Source organism: Streptomyces sp. ISL-96 (assembly GCF_018614035.1).
Lineage (GTDB): Bacteria > Actinomycetota > Actinomycetes > Streptomycetales > Streptomycetaceae > Streptomyces.
In genome coordinates this window covers 1-20,912 of record NZ_JAGGPA010000080.1, presented here as the reverse complement: position 1 = coordinate 20,912, position 20,912 = coordinate 1, and the positions used below count along the sequence as shown (strand labels likewise).

The following is a 20,912-nucleotide window of genomic DNA, read 5'->3' as shown; positions in this document are numbered from 1 at the left end:
CCGAGAGGTTGTTCGTGTCGGCCAGCACATCCCGTACGCTCCCGCCGGAGATCGCCGAGTCCGAGTCTGTGATGGCGCTTATCGAGCGGGGAAAGGCTGATGGGCAGATCGCGGGCGATGACGTGCGCCAGGCATTCTTGGCCGACCAGATTCCGGCGGCCCAGTGGAAGAACGTTCTGCGCAGCCTCAACCAGATCCTCGAGGAAGAGGGTGTGACGCTGATGGTCACTGCCGCGGAGTCGCCCAAGCGCCCCCGCAAGAGCGTCGCAGCGAAGAGCCCGGTCAAGCGCACCGCCACCAAGGCCGTCGCGACCGACACGGACCGGCCGGCCCCCGCCAGGACGGTCGCGGCCACCGCCGCCCCGGCATCGGAACTCGTGGACGCCCTGGCCGACGACGACGCCGTAGCTGCCGTCGCCCCGGAGCCGGTGAAGAAGGCCGCCGCCAAGAAGACGGCAGCCAAGAAGACCACTGCGAAGAAGACGGCGGCCAAGAAGACGGCCCCGAAGAAGACCTCCGCCAAGAAGGACGCGGACGAGGCCGGCGAGGACTCCGCCGAGGAGACCCCGGCCAAGCCGGGCACCGACGAAGAGGAAGAGGGCGGGGAGGCCAAGGGCTTCGTTCTCTCCGACGACGACGAGGACGACGCTCCCGCGCAGCAGGTCGCTGTCGCCGGTGCCACCGCCGACCCCGTCAAGGACTACCTCAAGCAGATCGGCAAGGTTCCCCTCCTCAACGCCGAGCAGGAAGTGGAGCTCGCCAAGCGCATCGAGGCGGGCCTGTTCGCCGAGGACAAGCTGGCCAGCAGCGACAAACTCGCACCGAAACTCAAGCGCGAACTGGAGATCATCGCCGAGGACGGCCGCCGCGCCAAGAACCACCTCCTGGAGGCCAACCTCCGTCTCGTGGTCTCGCTGGCCAAGCGCTACACCGGCCGCGGCATGCTCTTCCTGGACCTGATCCAGGAGGGGAACCTCGGTCTGATCCGCGCGGTCGAGAAGTTCGACTACACCAAGGGCTACAAGTTCTCGACGTACGCCACCTGGTGGATCCGGCAGGCGATCACCCGCGCGATGGCCGACCAGGCCCGCACCATCCGTATCCCGGTGCACATGGTCGAGGTCATCAACAAGCTGGCCCGCGTCCAGCGTCAGATGCTCCAGGACCTGGGCCGCGAGCCCACCCCGGAGGAGCTGGCCAAGGAACTCGACATGACCCCCGAGAAGGTCATCGAGGTCCAGAAGTACGGCCGCGAGCCCATCTCGCTGCACACCCCGCTCGGCGAGGACGGCGACAGCGAGTTCGGTGACCTCATCGAGGACTCCGAGGCGGTCGTCCCGGCCGACGCCGTCTCCTTCACGCTCCTCCAGGAGCAGCTGCACTCGGTGCTCGACACCCTGTCCGAGCGCGAGGCGGGTGTCGTGTCCATGCGATTCGGCCTCACCGACGGTCAGCCGAAGACGCTGGACGAGATCGGCAAGGTCTACGGCGTGACGCGTGAGCGCATCCGCCAGATCGAGTCGAAGACGATGTCGAAACTGCGCCACCCGTCGCGCTCGCAGGTCCTGCGGGACTACCTCGACTAGGTCGTACGTTCCATCACCGCCGGGCCCGGAGTCTCGTACGTGAGACTCCGGGCCCGGCGGTTTTTCGCGGGTGCGGCGCGCAGGTGTCCGGCCGACGCTGGGGGTGCCATCGCAGGACCGAGCCAGGAGGCCGTATGCGTCGCTCTTTCGCCGGATCACTGACAGGGGCGCTGGCCCTGACGGCCGTGGCCCTTGCGGCGCCACAGGCCTCGGGCGGTACCACCATCCCGGACGGTGTGGTGATCGGGGGCAAGCTGGTAGAGATCTCGCAGGCGCCCTGGGTGGTGGCCCTCTCCAGCCGTGACCGGTTCGGGGGTACGCGGGCGGGGCAATTCTGCGGGGGAGTGCAGGTGGCGCCGGACAGGGTGCTGACGGCGGCGCACTGCGTGACCAAGGAGGTGCTCGGCGTACCTCTGGGGCAGGTGCGCGATCTGGAGGTCATCGCGGGCCGCAGCGAGCTGAAGGGGTCGGGTGGCCGCGAGATCGCGGTGAGCGGCGTCCTGCTCAATCCGGGTTACGACCCCGGGACGAACGCCGGGGACTTCGCGCTCCTCACGCTGGCGAGCCCGCTTCCCGCGGAACACGCCATCAAGGCGGCGGGGCCGGGGCATGCCGCGTACACGGCGGGGACGGACGCGGTCGTCTACGGCTGGGGCGATACGACGGGCGGCGGGGCGTACGCGGACGACCTGCGGGCCGCGCCGGTGAAGGTGCTGCCCGACAGCGCCTGCGAGAAGGCTTACCCGGGGCACGCCGACGGCACGTACAGCGCTGCCACGATGCTGTGCGCGGGGGACGAGAAAGGGGGCCACGACGCCTGCCAGGGGGACAGCGGCGGGCCGCTGGTGGCCGACGGCCGGCTGATCGGGCTCGTCTCCTGGGGGAGCGGCTGCGGTCAGGCCCAGAACCCCGGAGTGTACGGACGCCTCTCGGCGGCCCCTGAATCCTGGGCCGCAAGAAGCTGATTACGCTTGCAGCGTACGAGAACGGGCGGCCTTCCCCGGAAATCGGGGAGACCGCCCGTCAGCCGGCTGGTAGCCGGCTTTTGGCTCGTCGGGATCGCGAGGAAGGGGTCAGCGTTCCTCGTCTTCCGGGGACGGCGGCACGGGGGTCAGCCGGTCGGTCTCGTCCTGTATTTCAGCGGCGATCTTCTTGAGTTCCGGCTCGAACTTGCGTCCGTGGTGGGCGCAAAAGAGCAGTTCGCCGCCGCTGGCCAGGACAACGCGCAGGTAAGCCTGGGCGCCGCAGCGGTCGCATCGGTCAGCGGCCGTCAGGGGGCTCGCGGGGGTCAGAACAGTAGTCACGTCGCCTCTTCTCTAGCTCGACGAGCTGTCGTACCAGGGTCAACATCCAACCAGGCCGAAAACGTTCCCGCTCGTGGCTTTTCCTTGAAAAATCTTCCGAGGTGGCTGTCTGCTGCCGGTTAGCGGCGAAGGAGCCGTATTGCGTCGCTCTACGGTTTCGCGTCGATTATTGGGTATTTGCCCTCCCGGCTGGCTTGCCGGTTGTTCAGGAGGACGTGCCCGGAGCCTAAATGGTTCATGCCTAGAAGGGAACGTGATGTCCACGTCACCCCATCGAGGGATCGAACGTGCATACGACTCTGGACTAGCATGAGTTTTCCTGAGGGTGGCGTTACATCGGCTCTACCAGGCCTCGGTACCCTCTGACCGGCGACCCACGCCGGGCCCGTACCCCATCGGGACACATTTGAAATTCAGCGAGGAGCGAACCGCGTGACCGCCGAGACGTCCGTGCCGTCCACTGCGCTTCTGACCGGTGCAGACCGTGACGGCTCCAACTACACCGCGCGGCACCTCCTCGTACTCGAGGGGCTGGAGGCAGTCCGCAAACGCCCTGGCATGTACATCGGGTCCACCGACAGCCGTGGCCTCATGCACTGCCTGTGGGAGATCATCGACAACTCCGTCGACGAGGCCCTCGGCGGCTACTGCGACCACATCGAAGTCATCCTCCACGAGGACGGCTCGGTCGAGGTCCAGGACAACGGCCGCGGCATCCCGGTGGACGTCGAGCCCAAGACGGGTCTGTCCGGCGTCGAGGTCGTGATGACCAAGCTGCACGCCGGCGGCAAGTTCGGCGGCGGCTCCTACGCGGCCTCCGGCGGCCTGCACGGCGTCGGCGCCTCCGTCGTCAACGCGCTCTCCGCCCGCCTGGACGTCGAGGTCGACCGCAACAGCGCCACGCATGCCATCAGCTTCCGGCGCGGCGTCCCCGGCATGTTCATCGAGTCCGGCCCGGACTCCCCCTTCGACCCGGCGAACGGCCTGCGCAAGGGCAAGCGGGTCCCCAAGACGCGCACCGGCACGCGCGTGCGCTACTGGGCCGACCACCAGATCTTCCTCAAGGACGCCAAGCTCAACCTGGAGACGCTGTACCAGCGCGCCCGCCAGACGGCCTTCCTCGTCCCCGGCCTGACCATCGTCGTACGCGACGAGCGCGCCATAGAGGGCGAGGGCAAGACCGAGGAGGTCTTCCGCTTCGACGGCGGCATCAGCGAGTTCTGTGAGTACCTCGCGCAGGACAAGGCCATCTGCGACGTCCTGCGGCTGACCGGACAGGGCACCTTCAAGGAGACCGTGCCGGTCCTCGACGACCGCGGCCACATGACCGCCACCGAGGTCACCCGCGAGCTGGGCGTCGACATCGCGCTGCGCTGGGGCACGGGGTACGACACCACTGTCCGGTCCTTCGTCAACATCATCGCCACCCCCAAGGGCGGCACCCACATCTCCGGCTTCGAGCGTGCCCTCACCAAGACCGTCAACGAGGCACTGCGCTCGGCCAAGCTGCTGCGCGTCGCCGAGGACGACGTCGTCAAGGACGACGCCATGGAGGGCCTCACCGCGGTCGTCACGGTGCGACTGGCGGAGCCGCAGTTCGAGGGCCAGACGAAGGAGATCCTCGGTACGTCGGCGGCCGCGCGGATCGTCGGCAATGTCGTCGCCAAGGAGCTCAAGGCCTTCCTGACCTCCCCCAAGCGCGACGCCAAGCAGCAGGCGCGCTCGATCATGGAGAAGATCGTCGCCGCCGCGCGGACGCGCATCGCGGCCCGCCAGCACAAGGAGGCGCAGCGCCGCAAGACCGCGCTGGAGTCCTCCTCGCTGCCGGCGAAGCTCGCCGACTGCCGCAGCGACGACGTGGAGCGCAGCGAGCTCTTCATCGTTGAGGGAGACTCGGCGCTCGGTACGGCCAAGCTCGCCCGGAACTCCGAATTCCAGGCGCTGCTGCCCATCCGGGGCAAGATCCTCAACGTCCAGAAGTCGTCCGTCTCGGACATGCTCAAGAACGCCGAGTGCGGCGCCATCATCCAGGTCATAGGAGCGGGGTCCGGGCGGACCTTCGACATCGACGCCGCTCGCTACGGCAAGATCGTGCTGCTCGTCGACGCCGATGTCGACGGCGCGCACATCCGCTGCCTGCTGCTGACGCTCTTCCAGCGCTACATGCGGCCGATGGTCGAGGCGGGACGCGTCTTCGCCGCCGTACCGCCGCTGCACCGGATCGAGCTCATCCAGCCCAAGAAGGGCCAGGACAAGTACGTCTACACGTACTCGGACAGCGAGCTGCGGCAGAAGCTGCTGGAGTACCAGCGCAAGAACGTGCGCTACAAGGACTCCATCCAGCGCTACAAGGGCCTCGGCGAGATGGACGCGGACCAGCTGGCGGAGACCACGATGGACCCGCGCCACCGCACCCTGCGCCGGATCAACATCGGTGACCTGGAGTCCTCCGAGCAGGTCTTCGATCTCCTGATGGGCAACGAGGTCGCGCCCCGCAAGGAGTTCATCACCAGCTCGGCGGCCACCCTGGACCGCTCGCGCATCGACGCCTGAGTCCCGACGGGCCGCGGAGTCCACCCGTGGGTGGAGCGCACAGCTCCACCCACGAGCCGATCCCGTGTGCGAGCCCGGTCCGTAGGGTCGTTCCATGACATCGCAGGGGAACGGTGGCTGGACCGCGTGGCCTTCCGCGGAGGCCCTGTCGCGGCTCGGTGTGCCGAGGGTGCGGATGGTCATCGACGGCATCGTCTGGGCGTCGATGACCATCTGGGTCCTCTGGACGGCGTACGGCGCGGGGGTCTTCCGGGGCGCCGCCGTCGTGGTCCCCGTGGCCGGGGCCGCGCTGTGCGCCGTCGCCGCCCACGCGTACGAAAGGCTCACGAGGCTCAACCGGCTGCTGCCGGCGGTGGGGGCGCTCGGCGTGGTGGCCCTGGTCGGGGCCGGCTCGTACGCCGCCGGGGCACGGAGCCCGGCCTCCATTCTGTGGATCATGTGCGCCGTGCAGGCCATGGCGCGGCTGCCGCTCGCCGCCGCCCTGCCCGTGTCCGCGGCCGTCCTGGCGGCGCACGCCGTCAACGACGACGGTGGCATGGAGCCGGCCTTCCTGGGGTTCGGGATCGTGATCATCGGCTACGCGCTGCGTCTCGACGCCCAGGCCCGCGGCGCCGGGTTCCGGCTGCTGGCGCAGGAGCGGGCCGCCCGTACGGCGGAGGCCGAGTCCGCCGCGCTGGCCGAGCGCGCCCGCATCGCGCGCGAGATCCACGACGTTCTGGCCCACAGTCTCTCCGCGCAGATGGTGCACCTCGAGGCCGCGCGGATCCAGATCGAGCAGGGCGCGGACCGGGCGCAGATCCTGGAGCGGGTCGTGGCGGCGCGCGGCATGGCACGTGAGGGGCTCGCGGAGACCCGCCAGGCGCTCTCCGCGCTGCGTGGTGAGATGGCGGCCGTGGAGCCCTTCCTGCGCGAACTGGTGGTGCCTTCAGGGGGCGTGACGCTCGCAGTGTCGGGGGAGCGCAGGCCGCTGTCCGCCGAGGCGTCGCAGACGGTGCGGCGGGTGGCGCAGGAGGCGTTGACGAACGTACGCAAGCACGCGCCGGGGGCGACGGTTCGTATCCTGCTCGTGTACGGGGAGGGGGAAGTGGTTTTGGACGTACGGGACTCGGGCGCGACCGGCGCGGCGGGCCATGCCGGCGAACTCACGGCCTCCGGCTGCGGCTACGGCCTGCTGGGGATGCGGGAACGGGCCGAACTGCTCGGCGGCAGCCTGGAGGCCGGTCCGGACGGCAAGGGTTACGCGGTGCTGCTGCGGGTGCCGGCATGACCGCGAGAGTCGTCGTGGCCGACGATCAGGCGATGGTGCGTGAGGGCATCGTGCTGATCCTCGGACTGTTGCCCGGCATCGAGGTGGTCGGCGCGGCGAAGGACGGCGACGAAGCGGTGGCACTCGTCGCCGCGCACGCGCCCGACGTCGTCCTGATGGACCTGCGGATGCCGCGCTGCGACGGCGTGGAGGCGACTCGCCGTATCCGCGCCGCCCATCCCGCGACCCAGGTGGTGGTGCTCACGACGTACGCGGACGACGACTCGCTCTTCGCGGCGCTGCGGGCGGGGGCGCGCGGATATCTCACCAAGGACGCGGGCGGCGAGGAGATCGCGCGTGCCGTCGCCGATGTGATGTCGGGCCGGGCGGGGCTCGCGCCCGCGGTCCAACTGCGCCTCCTGGAGCAGGTCACGGCCCCCGTCAGGAGCGCGCCGGCCGAGCTGCCCGACGGTCTCACCCGGCGCGAGGCCGAGGTGCTGGCGCTCGTCGCGGAGGGGCTGTCCAACGCCGAGATCGCCCGCGCGCTGCACATCGGAACGGCCACCGTGAAGACACACATCAACAACCTCTTCGCCAAGGCGGGCGTGCGCGACCGGGCCCAAGCGGTGCGATACGCCTACCGGCACGGGCTCGCACAGCCACCTGGTACATCCGTCACCTGATGGGGTGAAGTGAAGGGATTGAAGAGTCCCGGATCTTCCCACTCTGTCCATCCTTGGGCACGCGGACAATTCGTTCGCGGACAAGGAGAGTTGTCGGGTGGAGAAGCACGAAGGGCGCGAGGCCGCCGCAGCGGTGCGGTTCGACGATCCCTGGTACGACGCCCTCGCCTCGGGCTGGGGCGAACTGGACGGTACGGGCGCCCCCGCGCCGGTCACGCCGACGGCGCCCGCGGGCCCCGAACCCGGTCCCAGTGCGGCCGAGATCTATCTGGAGGTGCAGCGCAGCGCCGCCTTCCAGGAAGTACGCAGCCGCTACCGGCGGTTCGTCGTTCCCGCGACCCTCGCCTTCTTCACCTGGTACGTCGTCTACGTCGTCGCGGCGACCACCGCGCACGACCTGATGGCGCGCCCCGTCGTGGGCGCGGTGAACGTCGCGATGGTCGCCGGACTCGGCCAGTTCCTCACCACCTTCCTGCTGACCTGGGCGTACGCACGACACGCGCGGCTGCGCAGGGACCGCGCGGCACTCGATCTCCGCTGGGACACGCAGGAACTGACCCGGGGGATCAAGCGATGAGCGGCCAGGCGATGCAAACGCTGACCACGCAGCACCAGACGCTCGCGCTGGTGCTGTTCTGCGCCTTCGTCGCGGCGACACTGGCCATCACGACCTGGGTGAGCCGCAACCGGCGCGGTTCCGCGGAGGAGTTCTACGCGGGGGGCCGGCTGTTCTCGCCGATGGAGAACGGTTTCGCCATCGCGGGCGACTACATGTCAGCCGCGTCCTTCCTCGGCATCTCGGGGCTGATCGCGCTCTTCGGCTACGACGGCATGCTCTACTCCGTCGGCTTCCTCGTAGCGTGGCTCGTCGTCCTGCTGCTCGTCGCCGAACTCGTTCGCAACTGCGGCCGGTTCACGCTCGCGGACGTCGTCGCCGCGCGGATGAGCGAGCGACCTGTCCGTATCGCGTTGGGAACTTCTTCGGTCACCGTGTCCGTTCTCTATCTGGTGGCGCAGATGGTGGGGGCGGGCAGCCTGGTCGCGCTGCTGCTGGGCGGGAGCAGCGAGGCCGCGCGCTCCTGGACGGTCATCGGCGTGGGCGCGCTGATGGTGATCTATGTATCGCTGGGAGGGATGCGGGCCACCACCTGGATTCAGATCGTCAAGGCAGTGCTGCTGATGGCCGGTACGGTCGCACTCACCGTGCTCGTCCTGGTGCGCTTCCACGGCGACTTCAACCAACTGCTGCTCTCCGCCGCGGAGCGCAGCGGCCACGGCAGGGACTTCCTGTCGCCCGGCCTCCGGTACGGCGGGGACTGGACGGCCCGCTTCGACTTCATCAGCCTCGGTCTCGCGCTCGTCCTCGGCACGGCCGGTCTGCCGCACATCCTGTCCCGCTTCTACACCGTGCCGACCGCGCGCGCCGCCCGCCGCTCGGTCGTCTGGTCCATCGGCCTCATCGGCAGCTTCTACCTGATGACGATCGTGCTCGGTTTCGGCGCGGCGGCGGTGGTCGGATCCGACGCGGTAAGGGCGTCCAACGCGGCGGGGAACACGGCGGTTCCGCTGCTCGCGCTCGACCTGGGCGGCGGCGCGGGCTCCACAGGAGGAACGGTTCTCTTCGCCGTCGTCGCGGCCATCGCCTTCGCCACCATCCTCGCGGTCGTGGCCGGCATCACGCTGGCCTCCTCCGCCTCCGTGGCCCACGATCTGTACGCCTCCCTCCAGCGGCGCCGCGCCAAGCAGCACAGCGAGGTCGCGGTCGCCCGTATCGCGGCGGCGGGCATCGGAGCCGTGGCCATCGCGCTCGGCCTGCTCGCGCGCGACCTGAACGTCGCCTTCCTCGTCGGCCTGGCCTTCGCGGTCGCCGCGTCCGCCAATCTGCCGGCGCTGCTCTACTCGCTGTTCTGGCGGAACTTCACCACCCGCGGCGCGGTCTGGTCGGTGTACGGCGGCCTGATCCCGGCCGTGCTGCTCGTGCTGCTCTCGCCGGTCGTCTCCGGCAGCCCCGAAGCGCTGTTCCCCGGCGTCGACTTCCAGCTCTTCCCGCTGCAGAATCCGGGCCTGGTCTCGATCCCGCTGGGCTTCCTCGCGGGCTGGGCCGGTACGGTGCTGTCGCCCGAACCGCCGGACGAGGCCAAACACGCGGAGACAGAGGTGCGTTCGCTGACGGGCGCCGGCGCGGTGTGACCGGGCGGGGGCCGCACGAGCGAGCTCAGCTGCCGCTCGCCGTCCACGCGTACCGGTGCTCCGGGCGGCCCGTCTCGCCGTACTTGAGGCTGAGCCGTACCCGCCCCGACCGTTCCAGCAGCTTCAGATAACGCTGCGCGGTCTGCCTGCTCATGCCCGCCCGCTCGGCGATCTCCTGGGCGGACAGTGGCCCTCCGGCGGCCAGCAGCACCTGCCGGACCATGGCCGCCGTGGTGGGCGAGTGTCCCTTGGGCAGGTCGGCGGAGCCGGTCACGGAGAGCGCTCCGAAGATGCGGTCCACCTCGGCCTGTTCCGCCTCGCCGCCGCCGTCGAGGGTCCGGCGCAGCGCAGCGTACGCCTCGAGCTTTGTCCGCAGCCCGGCGAAGTTGAAGGGCTTCACCAGGTACTGGAGGGCTCCCTGGCGCATCGCCGCCTGGACGGTCCCGATGTCGCGCGCCGCCGTCACCATGATGACGTCGGTCTGGAGGCCGAGGGTGCGCAACTCCTGGACGAGCGCGAGTCCGTTCCGGTCCGGCAGGTAGTGGTCCAGGAGCACCAGGTCGACGTGGGTCGCCCGGAGCTGCGCCAGCGCGTCGGCGGCGGAATGGGCCAGGCCGGCGACGCGAAAGCCGGCGACCTTGGTTACGTACGCCGCGTTGATCTCCGCCACGCGGACGTCGTCGTCCACCACCAGTACGTCGATCACCGCGTCTCTCCCGCCGTGTCCAGCGCCGCCGCCTTGGTCAGGTCCGAGTCGCTCGGCCCTGCGTCCGTCAGCCCGGCATCCGTCAGAGCCTCCGGCAGTACGACGGTGAATTCGGCGCCGCCCCGCTCCCCCTCGCCGGCCCGGGCGCTGCCGCCCTGCCGCTCCGCGAGCCTGCGCACCATCGCGAGGCCGAGGCCACGCTTCCCGTGGGCCGGGAGCTGCTTGGTCGACCACCCCTCCGTGAAGATCAGCTCGCGTTGAGCGGCCGGGACACCGGCCCCGCTGTCGGTCACCCGCAGCACGGCCGTACGCCCGCGCGCCCGCAGCTCGACCTCGATCTCGGCGTCGGGGGACCCTGCCGAGGCGTCCAGCGCGTTGTCCACCAGATTGCCGACGACGGTGACCAGGCCGCGCGGGTCCACAAGCCGGTCCGGTAGCAGCGTCGCGTCGGAGAGCCGGAGCGCGACCCCGCGTTCGGCGGCGACCGTGGCCTTCCCGACCAGCAGCGCGGCCAGCATCGGGTCGTGGATCTTCTCGGTGATCTGCTCGGCGGTGGCGCGGTGCACCCCCGCGACCTCCGTCACGAACTCCACCGCTTCCTCGTGCATGCCCAGCTCCAGCAGGCCGAGGAGCGTATGCATCCGGTTGGCGTGCTCGTGGTCCTGGGCGCGCAGGGCGTCGATCAGACCGCGCGTGGAGTCCAGCTCGCGGCCGAGCCGCTCCAGCTCGGTACGGTCGCGCAGCGTCGCCACGGCGCCGCCGTCGTCCGTCGGCATCCGGTTGGTGACGAGCACGCGCTGCCCGCGCACGATCAGCAGGTCGTCGCCGGTCACCCGCCCCGCGAGCACATCCGCCGTACGCCCTTCCCCCAGCACCTCGTCGAGCGGCTGCCCGGTGGCCTCGGCGCCGAGGCCGAGCAATCGCTGGGCCTCGTCGTTCATCAGCCGGATCCGGCCGGCGCCATCAAGGGCGACGACGCCTTCGCGGATGCCGTGCAGCATCGCCTCGCGCTCGGCCAGCAGCGCGGAGATGTCGGAGAACGCCAGGTCATGGGTCTGCCGCTGGAGTCTTCGGGAGATGAGATACGCCGCCACCGCGCCGACGGCGAGTGCGCCGCCCGCGTACGCCAGCAGCCCGGGGATCGCCGCCAGCAGCCGGGCGCGGACGCTGTCGTACTCGATGCCGACCGAAACCGCGCCGACGATCTCGCCGCCGGCGTCGCGCAGCGGGACCTTGCCGCGGGCGGAGCGGCCGAGCGTACCCTCGTCGATTTCCATGACCTCGCGGCCTGCGAGCGCCTCGCTGGGGTCGGTGGAGACGACCTTGCCGATCTGGCGGGGGTCGGTGTGGGACCAGCGGACGCCGCGCTCGTCCATGATCACGACGTACTCGGCGCCGGTGGAGCGCCTGATGCGGTCCGCCTCGGCCTGTACGGGCCCTTCGGCCGCGGGCCGGGACCCGGTCACCGCGCCGGCGAGCTGCGGCTGGGCCGCGGTGGTCTGTGCGATCGCGAGCGCGCGCCGCATCGCCTCGTCGTCGAGCTGAGCGCTGAGCGGGGCGAGGAAGAGGCCGGTGGCGAGCACGGTGACGCCGGTGGCGATGGCGAGCTGCATCAGGAGGACTTGCGAGAAGACGCGCTGGGGCCAGCCCAGACGGAGCCGTCTGCGGGTGGAGGTCGGTGCGGCGCTCATGTCTACGAACGGTAAGCGGCTGGCACACCTTTCCGAAATTCCGCGGGCGTCCGGAGCGCGTCCGGGGCGCCAATATCCTGGGGCGGCCCGTTCCCGCGCCATGAGAAAGGCCCCCCTGGTGAGCATGAAGCAGATCCCGGTCATCGTCCTCGCGGGCTTCCTGGGTTCCGGCAAGACGACCTTGCTCAACCACCTGCTCGCGCAGAGCCGGGGCACCAGGATCGGTGCGATCGTCAACGACTTCGGGGCCATCGAGATCGACGCCATGGCGGTTGCCGGGCAGCTCGGGGACTCCACTGTTTCGCTGGGCAACGGGTGTCTGTGCTGCGCCGTCGATGTGAGTGAGCTCGACGAGTACCTGGAGAAGCTGACCCGGCCCGCCGCGCGTCTCGACGTGATCGTCATTGAGGCGAGCGGGCTCGCCGAGCCGCAGGAGCTGGTCCGGATGATCCTGGCCAGCGAGAACGATCGGATCGTGTACGGGGGGCTGGCCGAGGTCGTCGACGCCGTCGAGTTCGAGGCGACGCGGGAGCGTCATCCCGAGCTGGACCGGCATCTCGCCGTCGCCGACCTCGTCGTGCTGAACAAGACGGACCGAGTGGGGGAGGAGCAGCTCGGGCGCGTCCTGGACACGGTCGGGGAGCTGAGCGGCGGTACGGCTGTCGTCCTCGCGTCGTACGGGCGGATCGACCCGGAGCTGCTCTTCGACCCGGCGGTGCGGGTGGACGGCGAGGAGAAGGTGCGGCAGCTGTCGTTCGACGACCTGCGGAGCGAGGACGAAGCGCACGACTGCCACGGCGATCATCTGCACGCGGCGTACGAAAGCGTCTCCTTCAGCTCCGACGTGCCGATGAATCCGCGCCGGCTGATGGACTTCCTCGACACCAGGCCGGAGGGGCTCTACCGGATCAAGGGGTACGTCGACTTCGGTACGGCCGACTCGCGGAACCGGTACGGGGTGCATGCGGTCGGCCGGTTCCTGCGGTTCTACCCAGAGCCCTGGGGGCGCGACGAGCCGAGGATCACGCAGCTTGTGCTCATCGGGTCCGGGACGGACGCCGAAGCGCTCGGCAAGGAGCTCGAGGCCTGTCGGGCGGACGCTCCGCAGGACGCCCCGGCCGCTGAACACAGCATGTGGGGCGTGCTGCGGTACGTGCAGGGCGAGAGCTGAGGGCGGCTTTTTTCTTCCCCACCCCGCCCCTTCCCGAAGTCCTCAACCGCCGGACGGGCTGGAAGGAAGCGGGGGTGTCCTGGCCGCCGGGGCGGGCTGCGGAGGCAGCCCGCCCCGGCGGTGAGGACAGCTGCGGTTTGTTACACCGGGCCCGCCAGGGCCGCGACCGGGGTTGTCAGGGGGGTGCCTGAGCCGTCGCGGCGGGGGTCCTGCTCCGGCAGTTCCACCGGGGCGCCGTTCTTCGTTGCCGCGCGGGCCGGAGCCGGGCCCGCCCAGGCCAGGATGAGGATGTCCTCGCCCTTGAGGAACCGCTGGCAGCGCACGCCGCCAGTGGCCCGGCCCTTGCGCGGGTACTGGTCGAACGGCGTCAGCTTCGCCGACGTCTCCGTGTCCCCGAGCAGCGTGCCGGCCGTGCCGGCCACCGTGAAGACCACGGCGTCCGCCGCCGGGTCCACCGCGGTGAACGAGATCACCTTGGCGCCCTCGGCGAGCTTGATGCCCGCCATACCGCCCGCGGCCCGGCCCTGCGGCCTGACCTGTCCCGCCGGGTAACGCAGCAGCTGGGCGTCGTCCGTGATGAAGACCAGGTCCTCCTCGCCCGTGCGCAGCTCCGCCCCGCCGACGACCCGGTCACCGTCCCTGAGGGTGATGACCTCCAGTTCGTCCTTGTTGGACGGATAGTCCGGGACCACCCGCTTGACCACGCCCTGCTCGGTTCCGAGCGCGAGCCCCGGTGAGGACTCGTCGAGGGTGGTGAGGCAGACCAGCGTCTCGTCCGGCTCCAGGGTCAGGAACTCACTGACCGGCGCCCCGCCCGAGAGGTTGGGCGCGGAGGCCGTGTCCGGGAGCTGGGGCAGGTCGATGACCGCGAGGCGCAGCAGGCGGCCGGACGACGTCACCGCGCCCACGTCGCCGCGCGCCGTGGCCGGCACGGCCGAGACGATCACGTCGTGCTTGGTTCGCCGGGCGTCGTCCAGGGCGAGGGGCTCGCCATTGGCCGTACGGGCCAGCAGGCCGGTCGAGGACAGGAGGACCCGGCACGGGTCGTCCGCGACCTCCAGCGGCACCGCGGCGACCGGCGAACTTCCGGACTCCAGCAGCACGGTGCGCCGGTCGGTGCCGAACTTCTTCGCGACCGCTGCCAGTTCGGTCGAGACCAGCTTGCGCAGCTCGGTGTCCGACTCCAGGATCGCGGTCAGCTCGTCGATCTCGGTGGTGAGCCGGTCCCGCTCGGCCTCCAGCTCGATCTTGTCGAACTTGGTGAGCCGGCGCAGCGGCGTGTCCAGGATGTACTGCGTCTGGATCTCGCTCAGCGAGAAGTGCTCGATCAGCCGTTCCTTGGCCTGTGCCGAGTTGTCGCTGGAGCGGATGAGGCGGATGACCTCGTCGATGTCGAGCAGCGCGACGAGCAGGCCGAGCACCAGGTGCAGCCGGTCGCGCCGCTTGGTGCGGCGGAACTCGCTGCGACGCCGTACGACCTCGAAGCGGTGATCGAGATAGACCTCCAGCAGCTCCTTGAGGCCCAGCGTCAGCGGCTGACCGTCCACCAGCGCCACGTTGTTGATGCCGAAGGTCTCCTCCATCGGCGTCAGCTTGTAGAGCTGCTCCAGGACGGCCTCGGGGACGAAGCCGTTCTTGATCTCGATGACCAGCCGCAGGCCGTGCATGCGGTCCGTGAGGTCCTTGACGTCCGCGATGCCCTGGAGCTTCTTCGACGAGACCAGGTCCTTGATCTTCGCGATCACCTTCTCCGGGCCGACGGTGAAGGGCAGTTCGGTGATCACCAGGCCCTTGCGGCGCGCCGTCACGTTCTCCACGGTGGCCGTCGAGCGGATCTTGAAGGTGCCGCGGCCGTTCTCGTACGCGTCCTTGATCCCGCCGAGGCCGACGATGCGGCCGCCGGTCGGCAGGTCCGGACCCGGCACGAAACGCATCAGCGTCTCAAGATCCGCGCCGGGGTGCTTGATCAGATGCCGGGCGGCGGCGACGATCTCGCCCAGGTTGTGCGGCGGCATGTTCGTCGCCATGCCGACGGCGATCCCGGACGCGCCGTTGACCAGCAGGTTCGGATACGCCGCGGGAAGCGCGACCGGCTCCCGCTCCTGCCCGTCGTAGTTCGGGTTGAAGTCGACCGTGTCCTCGTCGATCGACTCGGTCATCAGCGACGTGGCGTCGGCCATCCGGCACTCGGTGTACCGCATGGCGGCCGGCGGGTCGTCGTTGCCGAGGGAGCCGAAGTTGCCGTGCCCGTCGACGAGCGGCAGGCGCATCGAGAAGGGCTGCGCCATCCGCACCAGGGCGTCGTAGATCGACGCGTCGCCGTGCGGGTGCAGCTTGCCCATCACCTCGCCGACGACGCGGGCGCACTTCACATAGCCGCGGTCGGGCCGCAGCCCCATCTCGTTCATCTGGTAGACGATGCGTCGGTGCACCGGCTTCATGCCGTCGCGGGCGTCGGGCAGCGCTCGCGAGTAGATCACCGAGTACGCGTACTCGAGGAAGGAGCCCTGCATTTCGTCGACGACGTCGACATCGAGGATCTTCTCCTCGAACGCATCGTCCGGCGGCGGGGTCTTCGTGCTGCGGCGGGCCATCGCGGCTGCGGCTCCTTCGCGGTTCTGTCGGGCTGAGTTCTTGGGTCTGATGCCGACCATTGTGGACCGACGCACTGACAACGCCGACCTCGACCCGTCCGTAGCGCCTGCTCGGGCGTTCCCTGAGGGCGTACACCGGCCGGGAACTTCGCCAGGTGTCAGTGCGCTTGCATACAGTGGCAGGACTTCTTCATATCGCGATCGAAGGGACGTACATGCCCATGGGTCACACGGCCACAGCGCAGGCCGGTTCCGGCGGCCTGACAGCGACTGAGCACCGGCTGGCCAATGGCCTGCGCGTGGTGCTCTCCGAGGACCACCTGACCCCGGTCGCCGCGGTCTGCCTCTGGTACGACGTGGGCTCGCGCCACGAAGTCAAGGGGCGCACCGGTCTTGCTCACCTCTTCGAGCACCTGATGTTCCAGGGCTCGGCGCAGGTCAAGGGCAATGGCCACTTCGAGCTGGTGCAGGGTGCGGGCGGTTCGCTCAACGGCACGACCAGCTTCGAGCGCACCAATTACTTCGAGACGATGCCCGCCCACCAGGTGGAGCTGGCGCTGTGGCTGGAAGCCGACCGGATGGGCTCGCTGCTCTCCGCGCTCGACGAAGAGTCCATGGAGAACCAGCGCGACGTCGTCAAGAACGAACGCCGCCAGCGGTACGACAACGTTCCGTACGGCACCGCGTTCGAGAAGCTGACCGCCCTCTCCTACCCGGAGGGCCACCCGTACCACCACACGCCGATCGGCTCGATGGCCGACCTGGACGCCGCGACCCTCGAAGACGCGCGCGCCTTCTTCCGTACGTACTACGCGCCCAACAACGCGGTGCTCTCGGTCGTCGGCGACATCGACCCGGTGCAGACGCTGGCCTGGATCGAGAAGTACTTCGGCTCCATCCCGCACCACGACGGCAAGCAGCAGCCGCGTGACGGCACGCTCCCCGACATCATCGGCAAGGAGATCCGCGAGGAGATCCGCGAAGAGGTCCCGGCCCGCGCGCTGATGGCCGCCTACCGGCTCCCGCACGACGGCACCCGCGAGTCCGACGCCGCCGACCTGGCCCTCACCGTCCTCGGCGGCGGCGAGTCCTCCCGGCTGCACAACCGCCTGGTCCGCCGCGACCGGACGGCCGTCGCCGCCGGCTTCGGACTGCTGCGGCTCGCCGGCGCCCCCTCGCTCGGCTGGCTCGACGTGAAGACGTCGGCCGGCGTCGAGGTGCCCGACATCGAGCGAGCCGTCGACGAGGAGCTGGCCCGCTTCGCCGCCGAGGGCCCCACGCCCGAGGAGATGGAGCGCGCGCAGGCCCAGTTGGAGCGCGAGTGGCTGGACCGGCTCGGTACGGTCGCGGGCCGCGCCGACGAACTGTGCCGGTACGCCGTCCTGTTCGGCGACCCGCAGCTCGCCCTGTCCGCCGTCAAGCGCGTCCTGGACATCACCGCGGAGGAGGTCCAGGCGGTCGCCAAGGCCAGGCTCCGCCCGGACAACCGCGCGGTCCTGGTGTACGAGCCCACGCACGCCGAGGACGCGGCTTCCGAGGCGGAAGACGCAGCCGCAGCCGACACCACCGACGCCGCCGAGACCGGAACGCAGGAAGGGGCGGACAAGTGACCGACACCGCAGCCGTCAGCATGAAGTTCCACCCGCAGCCGCAGGGGGGCACCCCCACGCCGTGGGCCTTCCCCGCCCCCGAGCGCGGGGCCCTGCCCAACGGCCTGACCGTGCTGCGCTGCCACCGCCCCGGTCAGCAGGTCGTGGCCGTCGAGGTCTTCCTCGCCGCCCCTCTGGAGGCTGAGCCCACGGGCCTGGACGGCGTGGCCACCATCATGGCGCGGGCCTTCTCCGAGGGCACCGACAAGCACTCCGCCGAGGAGTTCGCCGCCGAGCTGGAGCGCTGCGGCGCCACGCTCGACGCGTACGCCGACCATCCGGGCGTCCGGGTCTCCCTGGAGGTCCCCGTCTCGCGGCTGCCCAAGGCGCTCGGCCTGCTCGCCGACGCTCTGCGGGCACCCGGCTTCACGGACAGCGAGATCGAGCGCCTGGTCGCCAACCGGCTCGACGAGATCCCGCACGAGACGGCCAACCCGTCCCGCCGCGCGGCCAAGCAGCTCTCCAAGGAGCTGTTCCCGGCGACCTCGCGCATGTCGCGGCCGCGCCAGGGCACCGAGGAGACGGTGGAGCGCATCGACTCCGCCGCCGTGAAGAGCTTCTACGCGGCGCACGTGCGTCCCGCGACCGCCACCGCGGTGGTCGTCGGCGACCTCGAAGGCACCGACCTGGACGCGATCCTGGCCGACACCCTGGGCGCGTGGAAGGGCGACACGGCCGAACCCCGCCCCGTGCCGCCGGTGACGGCCGACGACACGGGCCGTGTGGTCATCGTCGACCGGCCCGGCGCGGTCCAGACGCAGCTGCTCATCGGCCGGATCGGCCCCGACCGGCACGACCGTGTCTGGCCGGCCCAGGTCCTCGGTACGTACTGCCTGGGTGGCACGCTCACCTCCCGCCTGGACCGCGTCCTGCGCGAGGAGAAGGGCTACACGTACGGCGTGCGCGCCTTCGGCCAGGTGCTGCGCTCCTCGGCCGACGGTAAGGGCGCCGCGATGCTGGCGATCAGCGGCTCGGTGGACACCGAGTCCACGGGTCCGGCGCTCGAAGACCTCTGGAAGGTGCTGCGCACCCTCGCGGCCGAGGGCCTCACCGACGCCGAGCGCGACGTCGCCGTACAGAACCTGGTGGGTGTCGCGCCGCTCAAGTACGAGACGGCCGCGGCCGTCGCCGGCACACTCGCCGACCAGGTCGAGCAGCAGCTGCCGGACGACTTCCAGGCCCAGCTGTACGCCCGCCTCGCCGAGACGGGCACCGTGGAGGCCACCGCGGCGGTGGTCAACGCCTTCCCCGAGAACCGCCTGGTCACGATCCTCGTCGGCGACGCGTCGCAGATCGAGGAGCCCGTGAGGGCGCTCGGCATCGGCGATGTGACGGTGGTCGCGGGCTGACCGCGCTACACCTGACCGCGTTACACCCCAAAGCGGGAGATTGAGGGACCTCGGCGGCCGAAAGGCTGCCGGGGTCCTTCCCGTATGTCCGGGTTTGTTGTGGAGGCTGCCTGTCTGGCCTGTGGGGTGCGTTACAAAACGCCGTGTCTGTTTGGTGATTAAAAGATGTCCCGCTTAGCGTCTGTCCGGCTGTCCGTCAGCAGTGAGCCGCATCCGCGGCACCGGGCAGCCATCGCCGAGTCCCCGTCAGGCGCGAGCCAGGGGAGCCGGGGACCCAATCAGTCCCTGGGGTGAATCGGACGTCCTGCGTGCGTACGTACGGAGGGGTCCGTAGGAGACCTTCCTGCTCCGAACCCGTCAGCTAACCCGGTAGGCGAGAAGGAAGGAAAGGATCAGCCACTCCATGGCGTTCACCCGTGCCACCGGGAAGCACCGGCGTCCGAGCCGTCTGACGCGCAGAAGCGCGAACATGGCGGGCGTCGCGGCCCTCGCGACGACCGGCGTCATCGGAGGCCTGGCCGCTCCGGCCCTCGCCGCCGAATCGGCCGTCGCCGTCGAGGACACCGGCCTCACCCAGGCCATCGTCATCGGCGACTCCCTCGCCGACCAGATCGCCGCTCAGGCCCAGAAGCAGCAGCAGGCCGCCGACAAGGCGGAGGCGGAGCGCAAGGCAGAGGCCGCGCGCAAGGCCGAGGTCAAGCGCAAGGCGGAAGCCAAGGCCAAAGCCGAGGCCGAGGCGCGCGCCAAGAAGGAGCGCGAGGAGCGCGCGGCCAAGGAGCGCGCCGCCCGCGAGGCGGAGCGCAAGCGCCTGGGCGGCTACACCCTCCCGGTCGCCGGCTCCTTCGTGACCACCGGCTACAAGACCGGCGGCAACCTCTGGTCCTCCGGCAGCCACTCCGGCGTCGACTTCCGCGCCGCGTCGGGCAGTTCCGTCGTCTCCGTCGGTGCGGGCACCGTCGTCGAGGCCGGCTGGGGCGGGGCGTACGGCAACAACATCGTCATCCGGATGACCGACGGCACGTACACGCAGTACGGCCACCTGTCGTCCCTCGGCGTCTCCGTCGGCCAGAGCGTCGCCTCAGGCCAGCAGATAGGCCTCTCGGGCTCGACCGGCAACTCGACCGGCCCGCACCTGCACTTCGAGGCCCGTACGTCGCCCGAATACGGTTCGGACATGGACCCGGTCGCGTACCTGCGCGCGCACGGCGTGAACGTCTGACGGCTCGGTCGACTGTTCCTCGTCCAGAAGGCCCCGGCTTCCCGCCGGGGCCTTGTGCATGTCCAAAAGCCGTCCATGGATTCCCGTTCCCGTCGGAAATTGCGGAATGCTGCAATAGAGTCACCGGACAAGCGTCGATCGACCGCGTTTCGCGGGGATTAAGGCGGAGGTTCGGTCATGCGCATTCCCGCGCAATCGGTATGCACGGCAATCCGTGACGACATCGTTTCCGGTGTCTTCCCGCGGGGAAGCCGGCTCACCGAAGAGCTGCTGGCGCGCCGTTACGGTGTCTCGCGCGTCCCGGTGCGCGAGGCTCTGCGCACGCTGGAGTCCGAGGGGTTCGTCACTACGCGCCGGCACGCGGGCGCCTGCGTGGCCGAGCCCACGGAGCAGGAGGCCGCCGACCTCCTGGAGGTCCGGACACTGCTGGAGCCGCTGAGTGCGGCCCGCGCCGCCCAGCGGCGCACCGAGGCACACCTCAAGGTGCTGCGCGGCCTGGTCAGGCTCGGTCGGGAGCGGGCCCTCCGGGGCGAGGGCGAGGATCTGCGCTCCCTGGGCACCTGGTTTCACGAGACGCTCGCCCAGGCGTCGGGCAGTCCCGGCCTCACGGCCCTGCTCACCCAGCTCAGGCACAAGATCGCCTGGATGTACGCCGTCGAGCAGCACGCCCGCCCCGCCGAGGCCTGGGCCGAACACGCCGCGATCGTCGATGCCGTGGCGCGCGGCGACGTGGAACGGGCCCGGTCGCTGACGGCCCTGCACGCCGAACGGGCGGTGGCCGCGCACCGGTTGCGACGCCCCGGCCCGGAGCGTGAACGAGAGCGGGAGCGCGAGCGCGAGCGCGGGCAAGGACGCGTGAGGACTTCGCAACATGCCGTAAACACCGTGGGTGGCCGCCATTAACAGCCGCGCCGTATACAAAGAGGGTGAATTTGCGGGGGCTTATTTCCGGTGACTGTTTTGGATGGTCG

Annotated in this window: 16 protein-coding genes and 1 riboswitch; of the genes, 12 read left to right on the top strand and 4 right to left on the bottom strand. The window is 70.2% G+C overall.

The window, feature by feature from the left end; all coding sequences use genetic code 11:
• The first annotated feature begins 14 nt into the window (after positions 1–14).
• Positions 15–1,586: an RNA polymerase sigma factor gene (locus J7E96_RS34595; RefSeq protein ID WP_215137482.1), complete on the top strand. Its 1,572-nt coding sequence runs from the start codon at positions 15–17 to the stop codon at positions 1,584–1,586.
• A gap of 134 nt (positions 1,587–1,720) precedes the next feature.
• Entirely contained in the window at positions 1,721–2,551 is an 831-nt protein-coding gene (locus J7E96_RS34590; protein WP_215137480.1) for a serine protease, read from the top strand.
• A 108-nt stretch (positions 2,552–2,659) separates the two neighbouring features.
• Here J7E96_RS34590 and J7E96_RS34585 read toward each other — a convergent pair whose 3' ends face one another.
• Positions 2,660–2,890, bottom strand: a complete 231-nt coding sequence (locus J7E96_RS34585) for a hypothetical protein (protein WP_028814168.1) — start codon at positions 2,888–2,890, stop codon at positions 2,660–2,662.
• Positions 2,891–3,322: 432 nt separating this feature from the next.
• Here J7E96_RS34585 and J7E96_RS34580 point away from each other — a divergent pair, with 432 nt between their 5' ends.
• From J7E96_RS34580 to J7E96_RS34560, 5 genes are all read left to right on the top strand, one after another.
• Positions 3,323–5,443: a type IIA DNA topoisomerase subunit B gene (locus J7E96_RS34580; RefSeq protein WP_215137478.1), complete on the top strand. Its 2,121-nt coding sequence runs from the start codon at positions 3,323–3,325 to the stop codon at positions 5,441–5,443.
• A 94-nt stretch (positions 5,444–5,537) separates the two neighbouring features.
• Positions 5,538–6,710 (top strand): sensor histidine kinase, encoded by a 1,173-nt coding sequence (locus J7E96_RS34575; protein ID WP_215137476.1) that lies wholly within the window; start codon positions 5,538–5,540, stop codon positions 6,708–6,710.
• Entirely contained in the window at positions 6,707–7,372 is a 666-nt protein-coding gene (locus tag J7E96_RS34570; protein ID WP_215137474.1) for a response regulator transcription factor, read from the top strand. The genes J7E96_RS34575 and J7E96_RS34570 overlap by 4 nt, the downstream gene beginning before the upstream one ends.
• Positions 7,373–7,469: 97 nt before the next feature.
• Positions 7,470–7,949 (top strand): DUF485 domain-containing protein, encoded by a 480-nt coding sequence (locus J7E96_RS34565; protein WP_215137472.1) that lies wholly within the window; start codon positions 7,470–7,472, stop codon positions 7,947–7,949.
• Positions 7,950–7,969: 20 nt separating this feature from the next.
• Positions 7,970–9,562 carry a cation acetate symporter gene (locus tag J7E96_RS34560; protein WP_215137556.1) on the top strand — a complete coding sequence of 531 codons (1,593 nt, stop codon included), beginning with the start codon at positions 7,970–7,972 and terminating at the stop codon, positions 9,560–9,562.
• Between the two features lie 25 nt (positions 9,563–9,587).
• Here the strand turns inward: J7E96_RS34560 and J7E96_RS34555 are convergent, their stop codons facing one another.
• Both J7E96_RS34555 and J7E96_RS34550 read right to left on the bottom strand, forming a co-directional pair.
• On the bottom strand, positions 9,588–10,268 hold the full coding sequence (locus J7E96_RS34555) for a response regulator (protein ID WP_215137470.1): 681 nt from the start codon (positions 10,266–10,268) through the stop codon (positions 9,588–9,590).
• Positions 10,265–11,959, bottom strand: a complete 1,695-nt coding sequence (locus J7E96_RS34550) for a sensor histidine kinase (RefSeq protein WP_215137468.1) — start codon at positions 11,957–11,959, stop codon at positions 10,265–10,267. The genes J7E96_RS34555 and J7E96_RS34550 overlap by 4 nt, the downstream gene beginning before the upstream one ends.
• Before the next feature lie 124 nt (positions 11,960–12,083).
• Here J7E96_RS34550 and J7E96_RS34545 point away from each other — a divergent pair, with 124 nt between their 5' ends.
• Complete coding sequence (locus J7E96_RS34545; RefSeq protein WP_215137466.1) at positions 12,084–13,130, top strand: GTP-binding protein; 1,047 nt, start codon at positions 12,084–12,086, stop codon at positions 13,128–13,130.
• Between the two features lie 140 nt (positions 13,131–13,270).
• Here the strand turns inward: J7E96_RS34545 and J7E96_RS34540 are convergent, their stop codons facing one another.
• Positions 13,271–15,724 (bottom strand): DNA topoisomerase (ATP-hydrolyzing) subunit A, encoded by a 2,454-nt coding sequence (locus tag J7E96_RS34540; RefSeq protein WP_215137464.1) that lies wholly within the window; start codon positions 15,722–15,724, stop codon positions 13,271–13,273.
• Positions 15,725–15,939: 215 nt separating this feature from the next.
• On the opposite strand from J7E96_RS34540, the gene J7E96_RS34535 reads away from it, so the two are divergent.
• The 4 genes from J7E96_RS34535 to J7E96_RS34520 all read left to right on the top strand — a co-directional run bounded on the left by J7E96_RS34535 (position 15,940) and on the right by J7E96_RS34520 (position 20,844).
• Complete coding sequence (locus J7E96_RS34535) at positions 15,940–17,334, top strand: pitrilysin family protein (protein ID WP_215137553.1); 1,395 nt, start codon at positions 15,940–15,942, stop codon at positions 17,332–17,334.
• Between the two features lie 20 nt (positions 17,335–17,354).
• Entirely contained in the window at positions 17,355–18,722 is a 1,368-nt protein-coding gene (locus J7E96_RS34530) for a pitrilysin family protein (RefSeq protein WP_215137551.1), read from the top strand.
• Between the two features lie 223 nt (positions 18,723–18,945).
• Positions 18,946–19,113, top strand: a riboswitch (cyclic di-AMP (ydaO/yuaA leader).
• Positions 19,114–19,125: 12 nt separating this feature from the next.
• Positions 19,126–19,941 carry a M23 family metallopeptidase gene (locus tag J7E96_RS34525; protein ID WP_215137463.1) on the top strand — a complete coding sequence of 272 codons (816 nt, stop codon included), beginning with the start codon at positions 19,126–19,128 and terminating at the stop codon, positions 19,939–19,941.
• A gap of 177 nt (positions 19,942–20,118) precedes the next feature.
• Complete coding sequence (locus tag J7E96_RS34520) at positions 20,119–20,844, top strand: GntR family transcriptional regulator (RefSeq protein WP_215137461.1); 726 nt, start codon at positions 20,119–20,121, stop codon at positions 20,842–20,844.
• Positions 20,845–20,912 lie beyond the last annotated feature (68 nt).